General features: G+C 37.8%; 17 protein-coding genes. All 17 read left to right on the top strand.

Annotation, left to right across the window (positions count from 1 at the left end; genetic code table 11):
• Nucleotides 1-22: 22 nt before the first annotated feature.
• On the top strand, nucleotides 23-3,166 hold the full coding sequence (locus tag U9K52_RS19795) for a peptidoglycan DD-metalloendopeptidase family protein (RefSeq protein WP_322927854.1): 3,144 nt from the start codon (nucleotides 23-25) through the stop codon (nucleotides 3,164-3,166).
• 16 nt (nucleotides 3,167-3,182) lie between these two features.
• Nucleotides 3,183-3,845, top strand: a complete 663-nt coding sequence (locus U9K52_RS19790; RefSeq protein WP_322927853.1) for a hypothetical protein — start codon at nucleotides 3,183-3,185, stop codon at nucleotides 3,843-3,845.
• Nucleotides 3,846-4,144: 299 nt separating this feature from the next.
• On the top strand, nucleotides 4,145-4,675 hold the full coding sequence (locus U9K52_RS19785) for a hypothetical protein (RefSeq protein WP_322927852.1): 531 nt from the start codon (nucleotides 4,145-4,147) through the stop codon (nucleotides 4,673-4,675).
• Nucleotides 4,676-4,768: 93 nt separating this feature from the next.
• Nucleotides 4,769-5,731 (top strand): hypothetical protein, encoded by a 963-nt coding sequence (locus U9K52_RS19780; protein WP_322927851.1) that lies wholly within the window; start codon nucleotides 4,769-4,771, stop codon nucleotides 5,729-5,731.
• Between the two features lie 187 nt (nucleotides 5,732-5,918).
• Nucleotides 5,919-6,323, top strand: a complete 405-nt coding sequence (tssD, locus tag U9K52_RS19775) for a type VI secretion system tube protein TssD (RefSeq protein ID WP_029296853.1) — start codon at nucleotides 5,919-5,921, stop codon at nucleotides 6,321-6,323.
• A gap of 272 nt (nucleotides 6,324-6,595) precedes the next feature.
• The gene (locus tag U9K52_RS19770) at nucleotides 6,596-9,091 is read left to right on the top strand and encodes an ATP-dependent Clp protease ATP-binding subunit (protein ID WP_322927850.1); all 2,496 of its coding nucleotides are present in this window, start codon (nucleotides 6,596-6,598) and stop codon (nucleotides 9,089-9,091) included.
• A 45-nt stretch (nucleotides 9,092-9,136) separates the two neighbouring features.
• Nucleotides 9,137-10,009: a lytic transglycosylase domain-containing protein gene (locus U9K52_RS19765; RefSeq protein ID WP_322927849.1), complete on the top strand. Its 873-nt coding sequence runs from the start codon at nucleotides 9,137-9,139 to the stop codon at nucleotides 10,007-10,009.
• A gap of 42 nt (nucleotides 10,010-10,051) precedes the next feature.
• Complete coding sequence (locus tag U9K52_RS19760; protein WP_248394487.1) at nucleotides 10,052-11,989, top strand: type VI secretion system Vgr family protein; 1,938 nt, start codon at nucleotides 10,052-10,054, stop codon at nucleotides 11,987-11,989.
• Between the two features lie 2 nt (nucleotides 11,990-11,991).
• Nucleotides 11,992-13,626, top strand: a complete 1,635-nt coding sequence (locus U9K52_RS19755; RefSeq protein ID WP_322927848.1) for a DUF2235 domain-containing protein — start codon at nucleotides 11,992-11,994, stop codon at nucleotides 13,624-13,626.
• Entirely contained in the window at nucleotides 13,619-14,695 is a 1,077-nt protein-coding gene (locus U9K52_RS19750; RefSeq protein WP_322927847.1) for a DUF2931 family protein, read from the top strand. Before U9K52_RS19755 ends, U9K52_RS19750 begins: the two co-directional genes overlap by 8 nt.
• A gap of 380 nt (nucleotides 14,696-15,075) precedes the next feature.
• Nucleotides 15,076-15,486 (top strand): type VI secretion system tube protein TssD, encoded by a 411-nt coding sequence (gene tssD, locus U9K52_RS19745; protein WP_248394481.1) that lies wholly within the window; start codon nucleotides 15,076-15,078, stop codon nucleotides 15,484-15,486.
• Between the two features lie 181 nt (nucleotides 15,487-15,667).
• The gene (locus tag U9K52_RS19740) at nucleotides 15,668-16,018 is read left to right on the top strand and encodes an immunity 51 family protein (protein ID WP_169232548.1); all 351 of its coding nucleotides are present in this window, start codon (nucleotides 15,668-15,670) and stop codon (nucleotides 16,016-16,018) included.
• A gap of 148 nt (nucleotides 16,019-16,166) precedes the next feature.
• Complete coding sequence (locus U9K52_RS19735) at nucleotides 16,167-16,733, top strand: YdeI/OmpD-associated family protein (protein WP_322927846.1); 567 nt, start codon at nucleotides 16,167-16,169, stop codon at nucleotides 16,731-16,733.
• A gap of 52 nt (nucleotides 16,734-16,785) precedes the next feature.
• Nucleotides 16,786-17,496: a hypothetical protein gene (locus U9K52_RS19730; protein ID WP_322927845.1), complete on the top strand. Its 711-nt coding sequence runs from the start codon at nucleotides 16,786-16,788 to the stop codon at nucleotides 17,494-17,496.
• Nucleotides 17,497-17,545: 49 nt separating this feature from the next.
• Entirely contained in the window at nucleotides 17,546-17,944 is a 399-nt protein-coding gene (locus tag U9K52_RS19725) for an immunity 22 family protein (RefSeq protein ID WP_248394479.1), read from the top strand.
• A 6-nt stretch (nucleotides 17,945-17,950) separates the two neighbouring features.
• Nucleotides 17,951-18,508, top strand: a complete 558-nt coding sequence (locus U9K52_RS19720) for a hypothetical protein (RefSeq protein WP_322927844.1) — start codon at nucleotides 17,951-17,953, stop codon at nucleotides 18,506-18,508.
• Nucleotides 18,509-18,567: 59 nt separating this feature from the next.
• On the top strand, nucleotides 18,568-19,224 hold the full coding sequence (locus U9K52_RS19715; protein WP_322927843.1) for a hypothetical protein: 657 nt from the start codon (nucleotides 18,568-18,570) through the stop codon (nucleotides 19,222-19,224).
• Nucleotides 19,225-19,232 lie beyond the last annotated feature (8 nt).

Here is a 19,232-nt window from a genome sequence, read left to right as displayed (position 1 = left end):
CATCCTTACAAAAACATTTTCTATGTCTAAAAAAGGAGTTTCAAAAATTTCAGGAAATCCAACGCCGACCATTGGGGAAAAAACCACCTATATCGTTACAGACTGGTATCCTTCAACACCCGCCGGGGAAAGAAATCCTGCCGCAATAACCTGGGAGCTTTTTAAAAAAAGAGCTAACGGAAGTTTTACTTCAACCAATATCAAGAAAAAGGGAGACGGAAGCTTTACGTTTGGCGAAGTTGCGGCAAAAAATACCTATCGTCTGGAAGCTTATCTCCATGAACCGGAAGGCAGCGGCCCAACAACCATCGATATTACTCCACAGCCTGCAGGAACGCCGGAAATTACCAAAGTAGAGCTCCGGTACGCCGATGATACGCCGGGAACTGTTTTCAGCTATACCGACAAACTTATTGCTAAAGCGCTTTGCGTAAATCTTACGGGGAAAAAACTGGTATTTACGCTTTGGGAAGATGATGCAGCAGGAAACGGCCATAATTCCGCAAATCTCTTTGTAGACAGCCGCGAAGCCATTGTAGACAGAACCGGAACTGCCGCTGCTGAATTTGTTTTAACAAAAGCTTTAATGCAGAAAGCAGCTCAGGGTGAAACAGATCCACAGAAACTTGAATTTTATGTTACCGTAGAATATTACAGCAACAGAAAACATGCTACCAATAATGTTGCGGTTCAGAATCCGGAATATAAAGAACCTGCACAGCAGACGCAGCAATCGGGTTCGTCGCATCAAAATTCCGGAAATCCGCAGCCTTCTCAGCAACAGCCGGTTTCAAAAACACAACAAAGTGAAGAAGCAGATCAGTCAACCCAACCTGACGCCTCCAATCAAACCAATGGAACCATAGAGCCGGAACAGCAGCCAACTCCTCAACAACCGGAAGGAAAAACGACAAGTGTTGTACAGGAACCCAAAGCTGAAAGTCTGCTCGATGCCTATTTTGCAAAGGAAGAATTTACAAAGGAAACCGATGAAACAGATGGCAATTACACTTACACATTTGCATCAAACAACAATAATATCAATAAAGATACTGTTGCGCAGATTATTAAAGGCAAAGTAGACCCTGCCATAAAAAAGGATAAAAAATACGCGAAATTTGAGACTATAAAGAACTCCCTCACAAAAACTTCTTATGCGAAAGGGGAAACTATTTCTTTTGCTTTACATAAACTGGGTCCTGTATTTGTAAAAATAAATAATGCACCGCTGGAAGAAGAAGTATATGTAGTGGCAACTACCATGCTTCTTGACGGTAAGGAAGTAAGCATAAATATTAAAGAAAAAGAACCTGTATTAATCGAAAAGGACGCCAGTCTTCCCGTATTGGAAGCCAAAGAGAACGGTGCCGAAATAACAACTCTTAAAGCGGTTGCACAAAACGGAATTGCTAAAGTTAAAATAAAACTCCGCCCAAAATCCGATGATACGCTGAAAGAATGGAAGGAAAAATTAACGGGAATAAAAGACGGAACCCACAGCTATACATTCGGGGGGAACGGCAATGCTACAGCAACGGCACAGCAAAAGAAAAAAATTGCAGGAATTATCATTAACAAAATAAAAGCCGAACTGGCAGAACAGAAAAAATTTGCAAAGAGTGAGGCTATTGAACAGGCACTTACGAAAGAAGTTTACAATAAAGACGAGCAAATTACTTTTGATGTTTATAAAAACGTAACCGAATATTTGTGGCTAAAAGCCGAATGCACAGGAAATTTACAGAAACATGAAGGCGAATTTCTGAAAAAAGACGGAGCCTATTTCGAGATCGGGAAAAAATGCCCGAGATGTACGGAGAAAATTACCATTGAGCAAATTGAAGAGCTGTATGGCGCTTTACCGGCGCATAAAGCTTTCAGACAGGAAGTGGTAGATAATCTGAACAAATATATTTTTGATTCAGGCAAAGAAATTCATATCAATACCTGTCTCAGAAAAGCTCATTTCTTTGCGCAGGTAGGTGCTGAAACATTAGGAATTAACCCGGACTGGATGGTAGAAACAGATAAATTCCGTTATTCTAAATCAAGAAGTTTAAGTATTTTCGGGCAAAGAGCAGCCAACCTCAACGCCGCAGGCCTTCTGGAAACCTATTGCAGCGAAAATCCGCAGAAAAGACTGATGAATTATATGTATGCTGCAGAAAACGGCTTTGGAAACGGAAACGGAAACGAAGCCAGTGGCGACGGTTACCTGTTCAGAGGTAGAGGACTAAAACAGCTTACAGGCCGTGGAAATTACAGAAGTGCAGCCAACTATATCAAGGAAATTTTTCCTGATGAATACACAGACCTTGAAGCAGATCCTGATAAGGTAAAAGAAGCCAAGTATGCAGTTTTAACGGCAATTGCTTTCTGGGAAAAACACGAAATCTGGAAAACGGCAGACACCGTAAAAGTTTCTACGCTGGATAATGTGAAGAAGGTGAGAAAACTTGTTAATCCGGGATTGGCAGGATTAGGAGATGCCAAATCATATTTCGACAAAGGAATCAATGTATTTAAAGTAAATTCATGTTCTCCTGTTGAAGGAGGTGATTCTGCATGGCATGACCCGATAGACAATCCGCAAAGGACGTATTATAATTCCAGCGGTGCCCATAAAGAGCAAAACGGAGCTTTCGGACCGGTGAGAACAAAAATAGTGAACGGACAGGCTGTTCCGAAAAATCATCAGGGGCTTGACATCTTTGCAGATATAGATACGCCGTGCAAAGCCTGTCTGGACGGAACCATTGTGAGCTACATGAATGAAGGAAGTGCAGGCTATGGAAATGTGCTCGTTCTGGAAGTCAGCGGGGAAGATTTAAGAAAAGCCAAAAGAAATTATACGCACGAATTTACCGCAGAGGTAGAAAGTGGATCAGGTTTTGATATTAATGCTGATAAATTTTATCTTCGTTATGCCCATTTAAAATCGGCAGTTAAAACAAGCGGAGAAGTAACGGCTGGTGAAACTATCTGTTATTCAGGTGATTCCGGGAATGCAAGCGGGGTTCCGAATCCGCATTTGCACTTTGAAGTTGCCATGAATGCTACCGGGAACGGAACAGGCCTTCAGAACCGGTACAACCCTGCTTATTTTGTAAGGCTTACAGCAATCGATCAGCCGGCGCAACAGACTGTAAAGGAAGCAAGATCTTAATGTAAAGAAAAAATGTATGTACAAATCGCTTTTTAAAATATCACTTTTACTGTTCGGGTTTACCCTGTTCAGCTGTAAAGAAAACAGACAAACCACAGCAGAGCAGAAACAGGTAGCAGCAACATCTGTTGTTCAGGCTGCTAATCTCAATGTTGCGGAAAGCAGCAAAAAAGTACAGGAAAATGCAGATCGCGAAATTTCTTTCGATATTGTAGATCCCTTCAGGAAAGATGATTATGAAAACTGTTACGTTCATGGAGCTACAAGGCTTATCCATAAAACTGACAACAGCTTTATGCTTACAAAAAAAGATTTTGCGATTACGGATGTAGACTTTTCAGATATTAATTACGAAGGACCGGGTTACACCATCTATTCTTATCAGTCTTCAGCCAATAAAAATATGGAGGTTATTATCATTGAAGGGCAGGCAGATATCGGTACAGCATGGTATTATGTAGTAGTTCTGGATGGTGAAGATCTCGTAGACAAATTTTATGTAAAAGAGCCGAGGGCCAATTCAGAAAATACGGATATGAAAGATTTTATCAACGTTGCACTGAAAGATAAAGATCTTGTGCTGAAATTTAAAAAAGATAAAATTGCAGGATATTCCAAGGCATTGCCGAATTTAAGAACAGAAGGAAGTTATTTATGTTTAGACAAAAAAATTAAATAATTTTTATATTAAAGAAAGTAAAAGAGGTCTGCATTATGTAAGGCCTTTTTTTATTTTGGAAAGCTTTGAAGAATAAATTAACTGTTACCTATTACAAAATATCCTGATATTTTACTTAATGATTTTAAATCTTATATAATCTAATGTTCGAATAATTGTAATTAAAAGCTTTTATTCAGATTGTTAGAATGATGCTGATCAAGATTAATTAAAGAAATTTGCGTTCAAATTCAAATAAAATATTTTCATACAGAAAAATATGTATTTTTGATTTATCAATCACATAAAGTAAAACTTTTATGATCAGTAAAAACTTTTCCGTTATATGTCTTGTTGCTGGGTTTTCTTTGGTTTCATGTAATAAAAATGAGAACCGGCACACAAAGAACACTAAAGATTCTTCAGTTGTTTCCGAGGTGATGAAAGAAGATCAAAAGCCGGTTCAGTATCAGAAAACGGAAAAGACAGATTCTTCTGCAGGAGAAGATGAGCATAAGGACGATGCAACAATAGCGGTGTCTAAAAAAACTGTAGATGGAACTTTCGTAGCCAGTAACTGTGACGGCGGAAGATTTTCAATAGAATTTAAAAATTCAGGCGGACAATCCACCTTCAAAATATTTGATAAAAAGAAAATCATTGCAGCCGGAAATGTATCGGCGGAAACCGATGAAAAAACAGGAGAAATAACCAATCTTGAAATGGGCGAAATCGGCGGTCTTTATCAGGGCGATAAGATTATTATCCAGAACTATGGCAACTCTATGAATGAATTTGATCATTTTACGCAGTGTGGCGACAAATATCTTGAATTCAACAGGATGAAATAACACTTCCATTACTCTTATTACAGCAATCACCTCAAAAAATATTTGTAAAATAAAAATTTTACACTAAATTGTGGTAAGCCAAAAACAGAATATATGATCGTTCATTTTATACTTTCCGGGGAAACGCTGGAAAGCATATCTGAAGAAATTCATCTTGAAAATCCGAAATACCTGAAAGAATTTCACAATACCCATTGTGCAAGGGAAGATATTATACAGGATACACTCATTCCCGGAAAAAAACTGATTATTCCCGGCATAAATAAAGTACGAGAATACAACAGCCTTAATGATGCTCCCTTTAAAAATCCCAAACTCAACCCTGAAATTCCCTTCAGTCCGGAAAATTTCAGCAGAATATATGCTGTGGTTAATAAAGAACTATATGAAAATGAGCTTGAAAAACGACATGCTGTTCTTACCTATACGGTTTCTTTAAGATGGATGCGAAACGAAAACGGCTTTCATATTTTTCATCTTTTTAAAAATAATTTTTCAGACGGACAGGGAAATATGATGACAGATCTGGCTTTAGAATCCATCCGCTCACTTAATCCACTGGAAATTAAAACAGATCTCAAAGGAAATCTGGTGAGCATACAGCTTACCCAGCAGACGATGGATCATTTTGAAAAAATTATGAAACGTTTGTCAGATCTTTTCCCGGATAAATACGCGGAAATTTATCTCTATGAATTTGAAAGAGCTGTTCGGAACAGGAGTATTTTTAATTCAAGAATGAAAAATGATGTCTTCATTAAAAACTATTTTGCATCATTAAGAAATCCGTTTGCAAATGGAAAATCTTTTTTTCAGCAGTCTGTGGGGGAAGAGAATACGGACATTACGCTTCAGCAGAAAATTGAAAATCCGGAATACGATAATGAAATTGTAATACTTCAGAATCCTCAATACTCCGAAAGTGACATAGAATTTTCCGGAAAATATACATTGTATACAAAAACAGGATTGATTAAAAATATAGACCTCCATTATACTGTCTTTCAATTTGGGTTTAAAAACTCGAGTTTCTTTACTGTGTCAGAATTGTCCTAAGCCTCATAAACAGGGATATGTTAAATGTATGTTAAATCATTTGTCGTAGAATTACGACATCAAATCGTAGTATTACTACAAAATATCAGATAGTGGTGAAAAAACTTTTCTAAGAAATTTTGCCCTCCTATCTTTGTTACACAATCACCGAATCACAAAATATTATTAACGATTAAAATTTACCATCATGGCAGCAAATTCAAGAGGAATTCTTAAATTCAATGGAGGAGAAGGTCAAAAACTGTTAAAGCTGAACTACAGTGTGTCAAGATCAACAGATGTATCGGGCAGAGTAGCTTCAGATCCTTCCAACGCAATCATCAAAGTAACTGTAGAAGCAACTGAAAAATCAGATATTCTGGAAAGTTTACTCAACGGAAAATACAAGCCTACAACAGGCGAAATCACTTTCAACAAATCCCACGAAGAAGGCACATTGATCACATTAAACTGGGAAAACGGATATGTAATCCAGCACGAAGTAGATTTTGATGCCGTAGACGAAAACAGCATGCTGATCAGCTTTATCATCAGTGCAGAAACAATTGATTACGGAAATTCTAAGTATGAAGGACTTTGGCCTTCAAGCTAAAACCAGACGTAATTTAATATTCATAAGGGAAAGACTGTCATCACGAGGCGGTCTTTTTTTACCATTATCAGCAGTTGTTTATTATATTTAAATTATTACTGCTGCTGTTTCAAAAAAAACATATGTTTTCTACTCTCAAAAAAAACTGATATATTAGTAGAAAGGTAAAATTTTCAGGAGGTTATGGATTAATTTTTGCTGCTGTTTAGCGAAAATATGACCGGTGAAAATTACCACACCACAAAAAATATTAATCTGAGAAAAAAATCGCAATGGGAGTACTAGTAACCAATGATACAGTAAAACAGCTATTTCATATCGCACAGTCTATCGCGAAAGAGAATTATAACGGAACGTTCGGCGGACCGCATATTCTTCAGGCATTAATGCATAAAGACATCGGCATTTCGGATTTTCTGAAAAGCATCGATAAAGATCCCGGATATTTCTATGAATGGGCAGATGTACGAATCGAAGATTATCCCAAGACAACTCATCTTCCGGATGAGGTAAAAGAAGATGAATCAGTAGATACGATCGTAGAAGAAGCTGATGATATTCGTTTAAAGCTTGGTTTGGATGAGATCACTCCGATTTGCATTCTGACAGCAATTGTAAAACCGCAGGTGGCTTTTTCACTGCAGCAGCTGAAATCACTGCCGCTTCGCGAACACGAAATTTTCAACCTGTACAGGAAAGATACGCCATATGAAAATTCAGGAAATCAGGAATTCTCTTCTTTGTTTTCAAACGGTTCAGATTATTCCGATAATTCATTTCCTTCTATTAAAAATTATTGTGTCGACCGCACAGCGCAGGCCAGAAAAGGAGAAATTGAAAATATCATCGGAAGAGATAAGGAACTTAGAATGCTGGTGGAAATTCTCTGCAGGAGAAGCAAGCCGAATGTTATCATCATTGGTGAACCGGGAGTAGGAAAAACCGCACTGGTAGAAGGATTTGCCATCGAAATTATCAAAGGAAATGTTCCGGAAATGCTTAAAAATGGAACTTTGCTTGAACTCGATACCGGGGCTTTATTAGCAGGGACTTCATACAAAGGCGAAATTGAAGACCGCCTTAAAAAAGTAATCAATGAATGCAAAAAGATAGAGAAAGCCATTCTTTTCATCGATGAAATTCATACACTTCTTGATCCTAAAGGCAGTATCGGAAATGTAGCCAATTTACTGAAACCGGAACTCGCAAGAGGTGAAATCACCGTAATCGGGGCGACGACACAGGAAGAATACAGGAAAATTATAGAACCTGAGCAGGCTTTTAACAGAAGGTTCGAAGTACTTACTGTACATGAACCGGACGAGAAAACCTGTGTTAAAATGATCGACGTTCTTCTCGAAGGTTATAAAAAACATCATGGTATAGAAGTGGAAAAAACGGCTCTGCCCGAATGTGTGCGCCTTGCTAAACGTTATGCTAAAGGTAAAAAATTACCGGATGCTGCTATTGATTTGTTAGACAGGACAATGGCCGCGATCAAAATGTTGGACGAACTTTCTGAAAAAGAACTGGAAAGCTGGAAAAACAGCTATGATGAAATTCTAAAAGAAGAATATTTCGATGAAAAAGATAAAGCTGATGAGCTGATCTGGACCTATAATTTGCTGAGGGATAAAATCAGCCCGATTTTATGGGGATCGCTCAGCGAACAGCCGCAGATAGACAACTCAATGCCGGTAGAGCAGATCCGGAAAACCATTGAAGATACCTATGCGGAACTCTTGCAGCACGCCGCCAGGAAACGAGAAAAAGTAGATCGTCTTGAGCTTGCAGCAGTAATGGCAGCGAAAACCAATATTCCGATCGGAAAAATTCAGGCACAGGAAAAAGAAAAGCTTCTGAATATGGAATCGTTGCTGATGAACAGGGTTGTGGGACAGGATCATGCACTGAAAATCCTTTCTGATGCCATTGTGGAAAACCGAAGCGGATTGAATAAACCGGGACAACCGATTGGATCTTTCTTCCTTCTCGGACCTACCGGAACCGGAAAGACAGAGCTGGCAAAATCCATGGCCGAATTGCTTTTCAATGATGAAAAAGCGATGGTTCGTTTTGATATGTCAGAATTTAAAGAAGAACATTCTGCAGCGCTTCTTTACGGTGCGCCTCCGGGATATGTGGGCTACGAAGAAGGCGGTATGTTGGTTAATAAAATCAGACAACAGCCTTACACCGTGGTTTTATTTGATGAAATTGAAAAAGCGCATCATTCGGTATTTGATGTCTTCTTACAAATTATGGATGAAGGAAAAGTGCATGATAAGCTTGGAAAAGAAGGGGATTTTAGCAATGCTTTGATATTATTTACATCAAATATCGGAAGTGAAGAAATTGTAAAGCAGTTTGAAGAAGGCAAAGTTCCGGAATCATCTTCTCTAATGCAGATTATGTCTAATTCGGGACGTTTCAGACCGGAGTTTCTGGCAAGAATTACAGAAATTATTCCTTTTGCACCAATTACCGAATCGATTGCTGAACGAATTTTTAATATTCAATTAAAATCACTTCATGCATCATTAACAAGATTGGGAATGACCTTGAAAATTTCAGATGAAGCCGTGAAAAATCTTGCATTAGGCGGATTCAGCAGCAAATATGGAGCAAGGCAAATCTCGGGAGTTATAAGATCTCAGCTTGCAAGGCCTATTTCTAAAATGATCGTTCGGGAAGAAGTAAAAGCGGGGCAGACAATTCACGTAGACTGGAATACAGAAGAGGAAAAATTAACCTGGAAAGTAGATTAAACAAAAAAATATACGTTAAATTCCTTATTTACGTTAAATAAGTATATGAAACCAAATCTCAAAAATATTATCCTCACAGGAATACTACTGTTGTGTTCAAACATCATGAATGCACAGTTTCTTGCTGCTTCAGATACCTCTGAGAGCAGTGTGAGAAAATATAAGAGTATTATCAGTTCCAATAAGGAAATCGTTGAATTTATAGAATATTCTCTTGTTCAGAAAGGTCTCCCGAAACACCTCAGGAATCTTGCTTTAATTGAATCACATTTCAACAGGAATATTACCTCCGGAGCAGGGGCGGTAGGCGTATGGCAGTTTATGACTTCTCATGCCAACCAATATGGTCTTACCCAGCAAAACAGGAATGATCTTTACAAAAGCACGAAAACCGCAGTCGTTTCTCTTACCAACCTATATAAAAAATACAACAACTGGATAACGGTAGTTGCTGCATATAATTGTGGTGAGGGAAATATTGCAAAAGCGATGACTGCAGCCAACTCATCACAATATCATGTATTTTATAAATTTTTACCGGAAGAAACCATCAACCACGTAAAAAAATACCTCAATGCGTGCTACGCTACCGGCGAACTACAAAGTGTATTGAGTAATTATAATTCTTCCAGAATGAATACGGTATTTTTTGTGAATGGCGGAAGCAGAAAAAATAATGAGCAGCTGGCAGAGACAGATATTAATGCCGGATTTAATTTAAATGTTATAGCAGATGAACTGGATCTGGACGTTAACAGGCTTCTCACCTGGAATCCCGGGATTTCCGAAGATCTTCAGAATAAAGGAGAAGGAACTCTTTATCTGCCGAAAGATATCATGCCGGATTTTTTATTAAAGAAAACTAAAATTCTCTCGAGATCAATAAAAGAAACTTATACACCCCACACCAAACAGTAAGAACACACACGATAATGTTTAACCTTACAAATCACAGGTACTATGAAAACAGAATCTGAAAATATACTTAAAAGCCCTTCGTTCCGGCCATCTCAGAATGCCGACGGAATTTCGGAGAATCATCATGCAGGGATCAACAGACTGGTGAAACTTTCTCTTGTTATTGAAGGAAAAGTTATTAAATATTACAAACATTTTAAACTTACACAAAGTACGAGAAGGCATCATGAGTTTAGTCTTACGCTTGCTCATGACGCACTCGGCGATCGACAGACACATACGCTTGAAGAAGCCAATAAATTTCTGGGTAAACGGCTTACCGTCGTTATTTCTTACAAAGACATTGATAAAAGCCCCGAAAGAACATTTGTGGGAGTTATTACCGGTGTCGGCTTTAGCCAGGAAAGAATGAGCCTTGGAAATATTGTTTTAACAGGTTACAGTCCTACGATTTTATTGGACGGCGCACCGCATGTTCAAAGTTTTGGAGGAGCGTCTCCAGTGAATATGGGAATTATTGCGAATGAGGTCATCAAACAGGGAATTGATTCCAGCCGTTTTGATGTGAGAGTTGATACCAACGACTATTCCCAGATTATTTACAGCAGCCAGTACGACGAAACGCATTACAATTATCTGGCGAGAATGGCTGAAGCTTACGGCGAACAGTTTTATTATGATGGCGAAGTACTTCATTTCGGCAAGCTGCCGCCTCAGAATAAACCGATCAAATTAACATATGGGAGCAGCGCCAATGACATTCGCGTTGAATTGAAAGCAGTTCATACAAAACCTCAGTTTTACGGCTATAACAGCAGTAAGAATGAAAAGCTGAAATCCGGGGATACGCCTGTTCAGCATGTAGGAGATTTAGCTAAAACAGCGTATGCCCATAATGAAAAAATATATAAAACTCCTGCTCTCCAGGTTGCTCCTATTAAAGCAGCAACACATCTTGATGTGGAGTATTCACAGAAAAGCACATCCGGAAGTCAGGCGGTTAATGTATTTTCTTTATCAGGAAATACAACCGTTCCTTTTTTACACCCGGGATGTGTGGTTGATGTCCAGATGCGTAAAATAGATACCAATGAATCTGCCTATTTTACAAGAATCATGGTTACGGAAGTTTCTCATGAAGTGGATACAAGAGGACATTATACCGGAAGCTTTGAAGGGATTGCTTCTGATACCGGATTTTTACCCAAACCTGAATTTAAAACTCCAAAAGCAGAGCCACAGATTGCAACCGTAATTTCAAATGCGGATCCGGAAGGGCAAGGACGAGTGCAGGTGAGATTCGATTGGCAGGCTAATGATACTACCCATTTTATCCGGATGATGAGTCCGGATGCAGGAGGAACAGATAAAATTACCCAGAACAGAGGCTATGTGGCTATTCCGGAGGTTGGAGATCAGGTTATGGTGAACTTTGTACACAGTCATCCTGACAGACCTTTCGTGATGGGAGGAATGTTTCACGGCGGTGTCGGACTTGGTGGCGGTGCGGACAACAGGGTAAAATCCATTCAGACCAGAAGCGGGCACAGAATTGTTTTCACGGAAGATGAAAGCATTGTTATCACCGATAAATCAGGAAATGAAATTCATCTGGATACAACGGGAAGCAATATCACCATCACGGCTCCGGAAACGATGACCCTGAACTGTAAGAATATGAATATCAATGTCGGAATGAATATGACCACCAACGTCGGAATGAATAAATCTGATACGATTATGGTGAATCATACCGAAAGTGTGGGATCCATGAAATATCTTTCTACCGGTGCGGATTTCATGACGAATGTCGTTGGGAAAATGAGCCATTACGTAAAAGGAGACATGGAAGTGTACGGAGAGAAAGAACATAAGCTTACTTCGATGAAAGGTATTCAGGTTAGCAGCGAAGGGAAAGTAGAACATCATTCGGAAAAAGAAGTTCAGAATAATAGCGGAGAGAAATCTAAAAATTATTAATCATGAGCATCGAATATTTTGTAGAAGGCAAAACAGTTACCCAGACAGGCGGTAATTACAGAGCCTACGCTAAAGAAGGCATCAGCCACAGCAGCGCAGTTTCGGTGGAACAGAAAGGAAATCAGACTGGTGTAACCTACAATCCCGCCCAGAAGATTAATCCTCATGACAAGCCTGTTAATACCATTGATGTAACGTTGAATCTTTTTTTTGACGGAACACTTAACAACAAAACAAATACACAGGCCGGCGCAAAACAGAATAAGCCAAAAGGAAGCTATGCCAATGACTTCAGTAACGTGGCAAGAGGCTACGATTGTATTGATCCGAATGCACAAAATCAGGTTGCCTATTATGTTGAAGGAATCGGTACGGTAGATAATAAATCTGATAACGATACCTTATGGCTGTTCCCGGCTAAAGGTGCAGGGATGGGAATAAGTGCAAGAGGAGTACAAGCCAAGGCGACAAAAGGCTGCGTAAAAGGTGCAGAAGCAGTTCAGAAAAAATTCCAGGGGAAAAAGATTGATGTCCTCACAGTGAATGTTTACGGATTCAGCAGGGGCGCCGCCGCAGCGCGTCATTTTTTGCATATTGCCGGTACAGCCGTCAATTCACAGAAGATTTCAGATAAACAGATCCTTGTATATCCGCCCGAAGATTATGAAAAATCGGATGCCGAACCGAAACCCAATCAATATGTTATTGTTAACGAACCCGATTTTCCATTGCTTAAATATGGATATTTCGGCGCCTGTCTTATTCAGCAGAAACTTAAGGTTAAGACGGTACGAGTTAATTTTGTTGGGCTTTATGACACCGTTGCTTCATTCGGAGTTAATCATAAGGGTACTTCATTATTCGGATTCAGCATTATTGATGATGATTCCAAACAGCTTGGGCTAAATGCAGTGAGAAATGCATCATTTGTGTTGCAGCTCGCCTCATCAGACGAGTATCGTGACAATTTCAGCCTTACCAATATAGACAGTGCAGGAATCAGGGGATTGCAGCTTACTTTGCCGGGAGTACACTCAGATATCGGCGGTGGTTATGTAAATAATGATAAAGAAGATGTTTTGCTGCATGAGGAAATAAATTCCAGCAGAGAATGTGAAAGATTCAGGAATATACTGATTGAGGAAGGATGGTACAATCAGCAAGAGATCACTATTGAATCGAGCATAGTTCCCTCGCGAACAGCGTCCATAAAATATAAGCTTTGGGGAAGAAGAAAAAAAGTATCGAATGAATACGACAAGGTATCACTGCATAACATGTTTTACTACTCAAAACAGTTTGAGGTAAAATATAATGAAGGCCTGGTGGCGGATCATCAGATTAAAGATGGTTTTATCGCAGATGTCAGCAACAAGCTCACTGCAAAATATATCGCTTCCTGTAATAATCTGAGGAATCAGTATGTGAAAGAATATAATGCGGGAAAGCATCCTTCGGCAGGTGAATATATAAGCCGTGCAGGAAGTTATTCTTACCTGAATTCCGGAATAGATATTAAAAAACTGAGGAATGTGTATTTACATTGGTCTGCCAATAAAGATTCATTCGGTATGGGACCTAGATTTTCGGGACCGAAAACAGCAGCAGAACGCAAAAGATATATATTAAATGGATAAATGGAAAACTCTTATTATTGCTCTGGGAATGCTCCAGCTTATGAACTGTCAGGATATGAAGAAAAAAGATGATATGCCTATGCCAACATATGACGTACAGATTTCACACCCGTGGAACAATTATCTTGTCACTCCTGTGGAAGACAAGATTATAACATTGGAAGGAGTTCCTGCCGGTTTGCCGTACGGAAGCTCATCCGGAACATGGGGAGATTCGGGGAAAGGTTTTACAGAGCAGTCGGGAACGCCTGTTGGAGCAGATATTGTGTACTTTTCCAGATATGAAGACACTTTTTATCATCTTAAAGCAGATTTCCCGAAAGATAAGGTAACGGAACTTGTTGATCGCGCTTATGCCAACAATGAATCAGACTCTTCAGATGAACCGATGAAAGAGTTTATCAATATTAAACAGGAATCTGATTATTACGAAAAATATAATCAAGCAGGAATGGCTTACTATAAATTCGGAACACTTGTATTTGGATTTGCTCCGAAAGGTATGGTTGTGGTCTGGCTTAAATTCGGATATGTTTCCGTGCAGCTGGGTGAATTTCAGGCTGAGGTGGTAAAAGACGATAAAAAATACGCAGATAAGCTGTTTTCAAAAATTTCGCAGACACGGGAAGAGATCAAAAAAAATATGTTTATCCCCGACGCATCACCCAAAGAATGGAAAAATTATCAGAAAAGATATTTATGGACTCCTTATATCACCTCAGAAAATAAAGGGTTTCGTTTATTTAAAATACAATCGGAATATTATAATGGAGAAAGAGAAATTATGCTCCGTCCGTGGGTAATGAAACCACCAATGAAAGAAAGGGCTGTTCCGAAAGAAATCACTTTCTTTTGGGAAACCGGGAAAGGACAGGCTTATGAAGGCCGTGTTTTTTTAAACTGGGAAAACGCAAACGAGTTGCTGGAGAAAGCAGGAAAAGATTTTAAACTTAACATTAAAGTAGCGCCGGACAACAGCAATATGGAAATCATGGTCAACGAACAGAAGATTCCTGTAGACAGCACAAGAATTTATCAAAGTGATCTTACTTTTAAAGAATCATATTGATAATTCGAAAGCTCAAAATCTCAAAATAAATTAACATATCATAAAATCCGGCAGGCTAATCACTGCCGGATCTTTATTTTTATATGTTAAAACAATTTTAAAATCACCTTAAATAAATCTTAATATTTCCCTTTATTGTGTAATGATATTTTATAAGTATTAATTTTATTTAAATTTTAAATATGTGATTTATAGATTATTATGTAATTTTTTATTTCATTTGTAGTAGAATTACTACATCAAATCGTAGAATTACGACAAAAAATAAAATTAATATTACAAAATTTTCGGAATTAAAATATGTGATCTATCTTTGAATCAACAAATCAACGAAACCAACCAAATCACAAAATATTATTAACGATTAAAATTTACAAATCATGGCAACAAATTCAAGAGGAATTTTAAAATTCAACGGAGGCGAAGGTCAAAAATTATTAAAGCTGAATTACAGTGTGTCAAGATCAACGGACGTATCTGGGAGAGTAGCTTCAGACCCATCAAACGCATTAATTAAAGTTACAGTAGAAGCCACTGAAAAATCAGATATCCTGGAAAGTTTACTGAACGGAAAATACAAACCTACAACAGGTGAAATTACATTTAATAAATCCCACGAAGAAGGTACCCTTATCACATTAAACTGGGAGAACGGATATGTCATTCAGCACGAAGTAGACTTTGACGCTGTAGACGAAAACAGTATGCTGATCAGTTTCATTGTTAGTGCCGAAACAATCGACTACGGAAATTCTAAATACGAGGGTCTTTGGCCAAGCAGCGGTAACTAATACCTACAATCATCTTAGTAAAAATAAAATTGGTTACAGAATAGCTCAGCTCGTAGGAGTAGCTATTCTGTTTTTTCTTTTCTGAAGAAGATAAAAATGGTCCCAAAAGTTAATAAATGTTATAAAATAGCATCCATGCTCAAAATTTATTATCTTTAATATCATTTAAAAATAATAAAGTATGGAAGCGTACAATTTTGAAACGGCAATCAAACCCTTTTTTTGGGTAGCCTCAGAAAAGACTTTTTCAGTATGTTTAAATGCAGGAACCTACAAACCCGAAATTTTCGAGTGGCGCAAAGATGAAGGTTTCGAAGGCAATGGATACGATTGGGCTTCACTTGCGAAAGTTTTTGTAGAAGAAAAAAGGCCCGATCTTGCAGATGAAATTAAATTTGATCCGGAAGCCGACATGTTTTGTGCCTATTCCAACAATCCGGAACGCTTAAAAGAATTTGTAACAGACTTTAAAAAAACCTGTGAAGATGAAATACAGATTCAGGATCTTTTCCTGAAAGCAGAAATAGATTAAAAAACAAAGACCTCGATGAGGTCTTTTGTATTATACACAAAAAATTAAATGATAGAGGATTTCGGGGGCGGGAGCAAAGCTCCCGCCCCCGAAATCCTTCAAGACCTTTGTAAAGAAAAATAAGTATTTTAGACGAAAGTTTGAAACCATGAAACCAACCTTTTTTTCTACACCGCAGAAATTCAGAAAATGGCTTGAACAAAACCATCAGTCAGAAAAAGAACTGCTGGTCGGATTTTACAAAGTCGGAACCGGGAAACCTTCCATAACTTGGCCGGAATCTGTAGATCAGGCTTTATGTTTCGGATGGATAGACGGCGTGCGGAGATCTGTTGATGAAGAAAGTTACAGCATCCGTTTTACACCGAGAAAACCGACAAGCATCTGGAGTGCCGTTAATATCAGGAAAATGGAAGAACTTACAAATGTAGGTCTCATGACAGAGGCCGGAGAAAAGGCTTTTCAGCTTAGAAAAGAGGAGAAATCAGGAATATACTCTCACGAAAATGAAACCGCTGCATTGAGTCCGGACTTTGAAAAACAGTTTAAAGACAACAAAAAAGCCTGGGCATTTTTCAACAATCAGGCGCCTTCTTATAAAAAAGTAATGCTGCACTGGATCATGCGGGCGAAACAGGAAAAAACCAGATTGTCAAGATTGGAAAAGACGATTAAGGAAAGTGAAGCGGGAAAGAGAATTTCATTTTATGGTTGAATTGATAGTTTAATTAAATAATCAATGTATAATGTATGACATTAGTTATGATATGAAAAATTTCTTTTCGATAATAACGCTCCTTTTATTAATTCACTGTACGAAGCAGGAAAATATATCTTTACGCAAATTTGAAATAGAAAAAGTAGAATTTACATATCCTTCAGATTGGAAACTTACAGAAACAGAAGGTATTGACTCTTATTTCTCGTACCTATCGAAGGATGGTGATACTATTTATATAGAGTTTGGAATGTATAACCCTAAAATTTACAAAAGCCCTCTGCAGGATAATCTATTCAGACAAGTAACAATTGACGGAACGGAATCTATTATCGAAATTCCAAAAACAAAATATGGTAATTTTGCATCCATTTATATTCCTACAATAGATTCAGCTGGTGGTTTTTATATGTTTAATAGAAATGGAAATATTGAAGATTTCTTACGTATTTATCAAACACTTAAGCTAAACAAATCCAAACGCAAAAAGCCTTTAATTATAGATTTAAAAGAATTTAAAAATAAGAATGCTCCGCCGGGGATTGTTTTTTATGAACACAATTGTCTAGACTGTCATTCAGAATATCATTATGAGATCGGACCTGCTCTGGACCGGAAATTTATCAGATCAAAGGGAAGACTCTGGTTTGAAAAATATGTATATTCAATAAAACAGCCTAAAGAAATGCCAATCAGTTGTACTCAGATTGATGAAAAAGATTCTTTAATGGTGAAAGAAATGATTCACTATCTATTTTAAACATCTGCAAATAATCCTAACTTTGAAGCCATAAACAAGAAAATTAACAATGCATACAGATACATTAGATTTTTGGGTAGGAAATTTTAACAGTGAAGAAGATTTTTATGATTTTGTGGAAGAAGATGAAAACTATTATCTCCTTGAAGAATCTGATGACATCCATATTTCAAAATTTGCCGCTTCACAGAATGTGGTGTGGCTTGATCATGATTTTGTAGAGTACGGCTATGAAGATGGAAACAAAACCATCTATGAAAAATTTGCCGCGTATTCTTTTGCCGAACAGTGGCTCCCGATATTGGTGAACAGGCTTAATGAGATCAATCTGAAATTTGAAGTGAATGCCATCATCTTCCTTAATAAAGGACAGGTTCCGAAGCCCGTTTCCGTTGAGAACGATTTTTTCTCTCTGACGTATGTTGGCGGCATTGAATTTAGTGCATAATATTTCATGGCAGAGAATATAAAAAATTACAAAAATTTATTAAAAGTTTTTGCCGAATTAAGAAAGTACGGTATTATTACAAATGATTTTATAACAGGTTGGTCGGATGAAATTCTGTCCTCAGAGAAAACATCCGAATATGAGTTTATTGAAATCTCCACAACAAATTCTACTCATGATTTAATTACCATATTAGACAGGAATTCTCAAAATGCTGATATGGAAATTGTTTGCAGGGCAATACTCGGAATTCTTTATCATTTGTTAAATACAAAATCTTTGGAATTTAAAAAAGCGCTTAAGATAATCTGTGAAATTTCTTATGAAGAAAGACTTACGAAAGATGAGCAGTATCTGCTTTACGGATTTTCAGAATATTCAATGTATGATCTTGATGGTCCCTATGAAGGTTTTCGCCTGTTTAAGGAAGATTTAATTAAACTTTTAAAAATATATCAAAGCTTCACACTATCAAATTATAATGAGTGGCAGATAAAAAATGAAATTCTGCGACATGAGCTTGACAAAGAACTCGATAGGATCAAATGGAACTATCCTTATTAGTTATGAATTAAACCTACCAATGATCTGGCCATTACCAGAATGACAAAATAAACTAAACCATGAAACAATTTAAACTTACAGGCGGTGCGAGAATTGGAAGAGTAAATGCAAGTTATCCTTTTGCCAACCTTTATGCTGACGAAAATACGCTCAGAATAAATGCTTCACTTGCCGGAAATGTTATTTTCCAGCCGCAGGATATTATTTCGATTAAACCTTATATGGCTATTCCTCTTATCGGACAGGGAATTAAAATTTTACACAGAGTAGAAAATTATAATCAGAACGTGATTTTCTGGACCATGAAAGATCCTGAATTTGTGATCAGCCAGATTAAACAGACCGGATTTTTGGAGAAAGCCAATTTTCCTCTTACCGAAAAAGATCAGCAGATCATCCGTCAGCAGAGACAGGGCGGATTTCCATTGAAGCCGTTTTTTCCGGTGGTATTTATTCTCCTTTGGAATATTCTTCTTTTGTATGATATTCTGCCTTTTTTCTTGCAGAAAAGATCCGGTGGACCTTTTGGATTTGGAATCTGCACCGCACTGGGTTTGCTTTTTCTTACTGCTTTAATGACGCTCATTTCCGGAGGATTCAGAAAGCTTATTCTGAAAGATGGCAGAGAACTGGAAGATATTAAGAAGTTTGCCATTTTTATTTTGCTGATTAGCGGGATCATGTTTGCCGCATTTTTTACCTTAGCTTTATCATAAATTAAATC

The organism is Chryseobacterium sp. MHB01 (assembly GCF_034651565.1).
GTDB classification, from domain to species: Bacteria; Bacteroidota; Bacteroidia; order Flavobacteriales; family Weeksellaceae; genus Chryseobacterium; species Chryseobacterium nepalense.
This window is presented reverse-complemented; position numbering and strand designations above follow the sequence as displayed.

Excerpts from the sequence above, each read along its gene's own strand:
- U9K52_RS19795 (WP_322927854.1), top strand. The coding sequence starts at position 23 with ATGTCTAAAAAAGGAGTTTCAAAAATTTCAGGAAATCCAACGCCGACC.
- U9K52_RS19790 (WP_322927853.1), top strand. The coding sequence starts at position 3,183 with ATGTACAAATCGCTTTTTAAAATATCACTTTTACTGTTCGGGTTTACC.
- U9K52_RS19785 (WP_322927852.1), top strand. The coding sequence starts at position 4,145 with ATGATCAGTAAAAACTTTTCCGTTATATGTCTTGTTGCTGGGTTTTCT.
- U9K52_RS19780 (WP_322927851.1), top strand. The coding sequence starts at position 4,769 with ATGATCGTTCATTTTATACTTTCCGGGGAAACGCTGGAAAGCATATCT.
- tssD (WP_029296853.1), top strand. The coding sequence starts at position 5,919 with ATGGCAGCAAATTCAAGAGGAATTCTTAAATTCAATGGAGGAGAAGGT.
- U9K52_RS19770 (WP_322927850.1), top strand. The coding sequence starts at position 6,596 with ATGGGAGTACTAGTAACCAATGATACAGTAAAACAGCTATTTCATATC.
- U9K52_RS19765 (WP_322927849.1), top strand. The coding sequence starts at position 9,137 with ATGAAACCAAATCTCAAAAATATTATCCTCACAGGAATACTACTGTTG.
- U9K52_RS19760 (WP_248394487.1), top strand. The coding sequence starts at position 10,052 with ATGAAAACAGAATCTGAAAATATACTTAAAAGCCCTTCGTTCCGGCCA.
- U9K52_RS19755 (WP_322927848.1), top strand. The coding sequence starts at position 11,992 with ATGAGCATCGAATATTTTGTAGAAGGCAAAACAGTTACCCAGACAGGC.
- U9K52_RS19750 (WP_322927847.1), top strand. The coding sequence starts at position 13,619 with ATGGATAAATGGAAAACTCTTATTATTGCTCTGGGAATGCTCCAGCTT.
- tssD (WP_248394481.1), top strand. The coding sequence starts at position 15,076 with ATGGCAACAAATTCAAGAGGAATTTTAAAATTCAACGGAGGCGAAGGT.
- U9K52_RS19740 (WP_169232548.1), top strand. The coding sequence starts at position 15,668 with ATGGAAGCGTACAATTTTGAAACGGCAATCAAACCCTTTTTTTGGGTA.
- U9K52_RS19735 (WP_322927846.1), top strand. The coding sequence starts at position 16,167 with ATGAAACCAACCTTTTTTTCTACACCGCAGAAATTCAGAAAATGGCTT.
- U9K52_RS19730 (WP_322927845.1), top strand. The coding sequence starts at position 16,786 with ATGAAAAATTTCTTTTCGATAATAACGCTCCTTTTATTAATTCACTGT.
- U9K52_RS19725 (WP_248394479.1), top strand. The coding sequence starts at position 17,546 with ATGCATACAGATACATTAGATTTTTGGGTAGGAAATTTTAACAGTGAA.
- U9K52_RS19720 (WP_322927844.1), top strand. The coding sequence starts at position 17,951 with ATGGCAGAGAATATAAAAAATTACAAAAATTTATTAAAAGTTTTTGCC.
- U9K52_RS19715 (WP_322927843.1), top strand. The coding sequence starts at position 18,568 with ATGAAACAATTTAAACTTACAGGCGGTGCGAGAATTGGAAGAGTAAAT.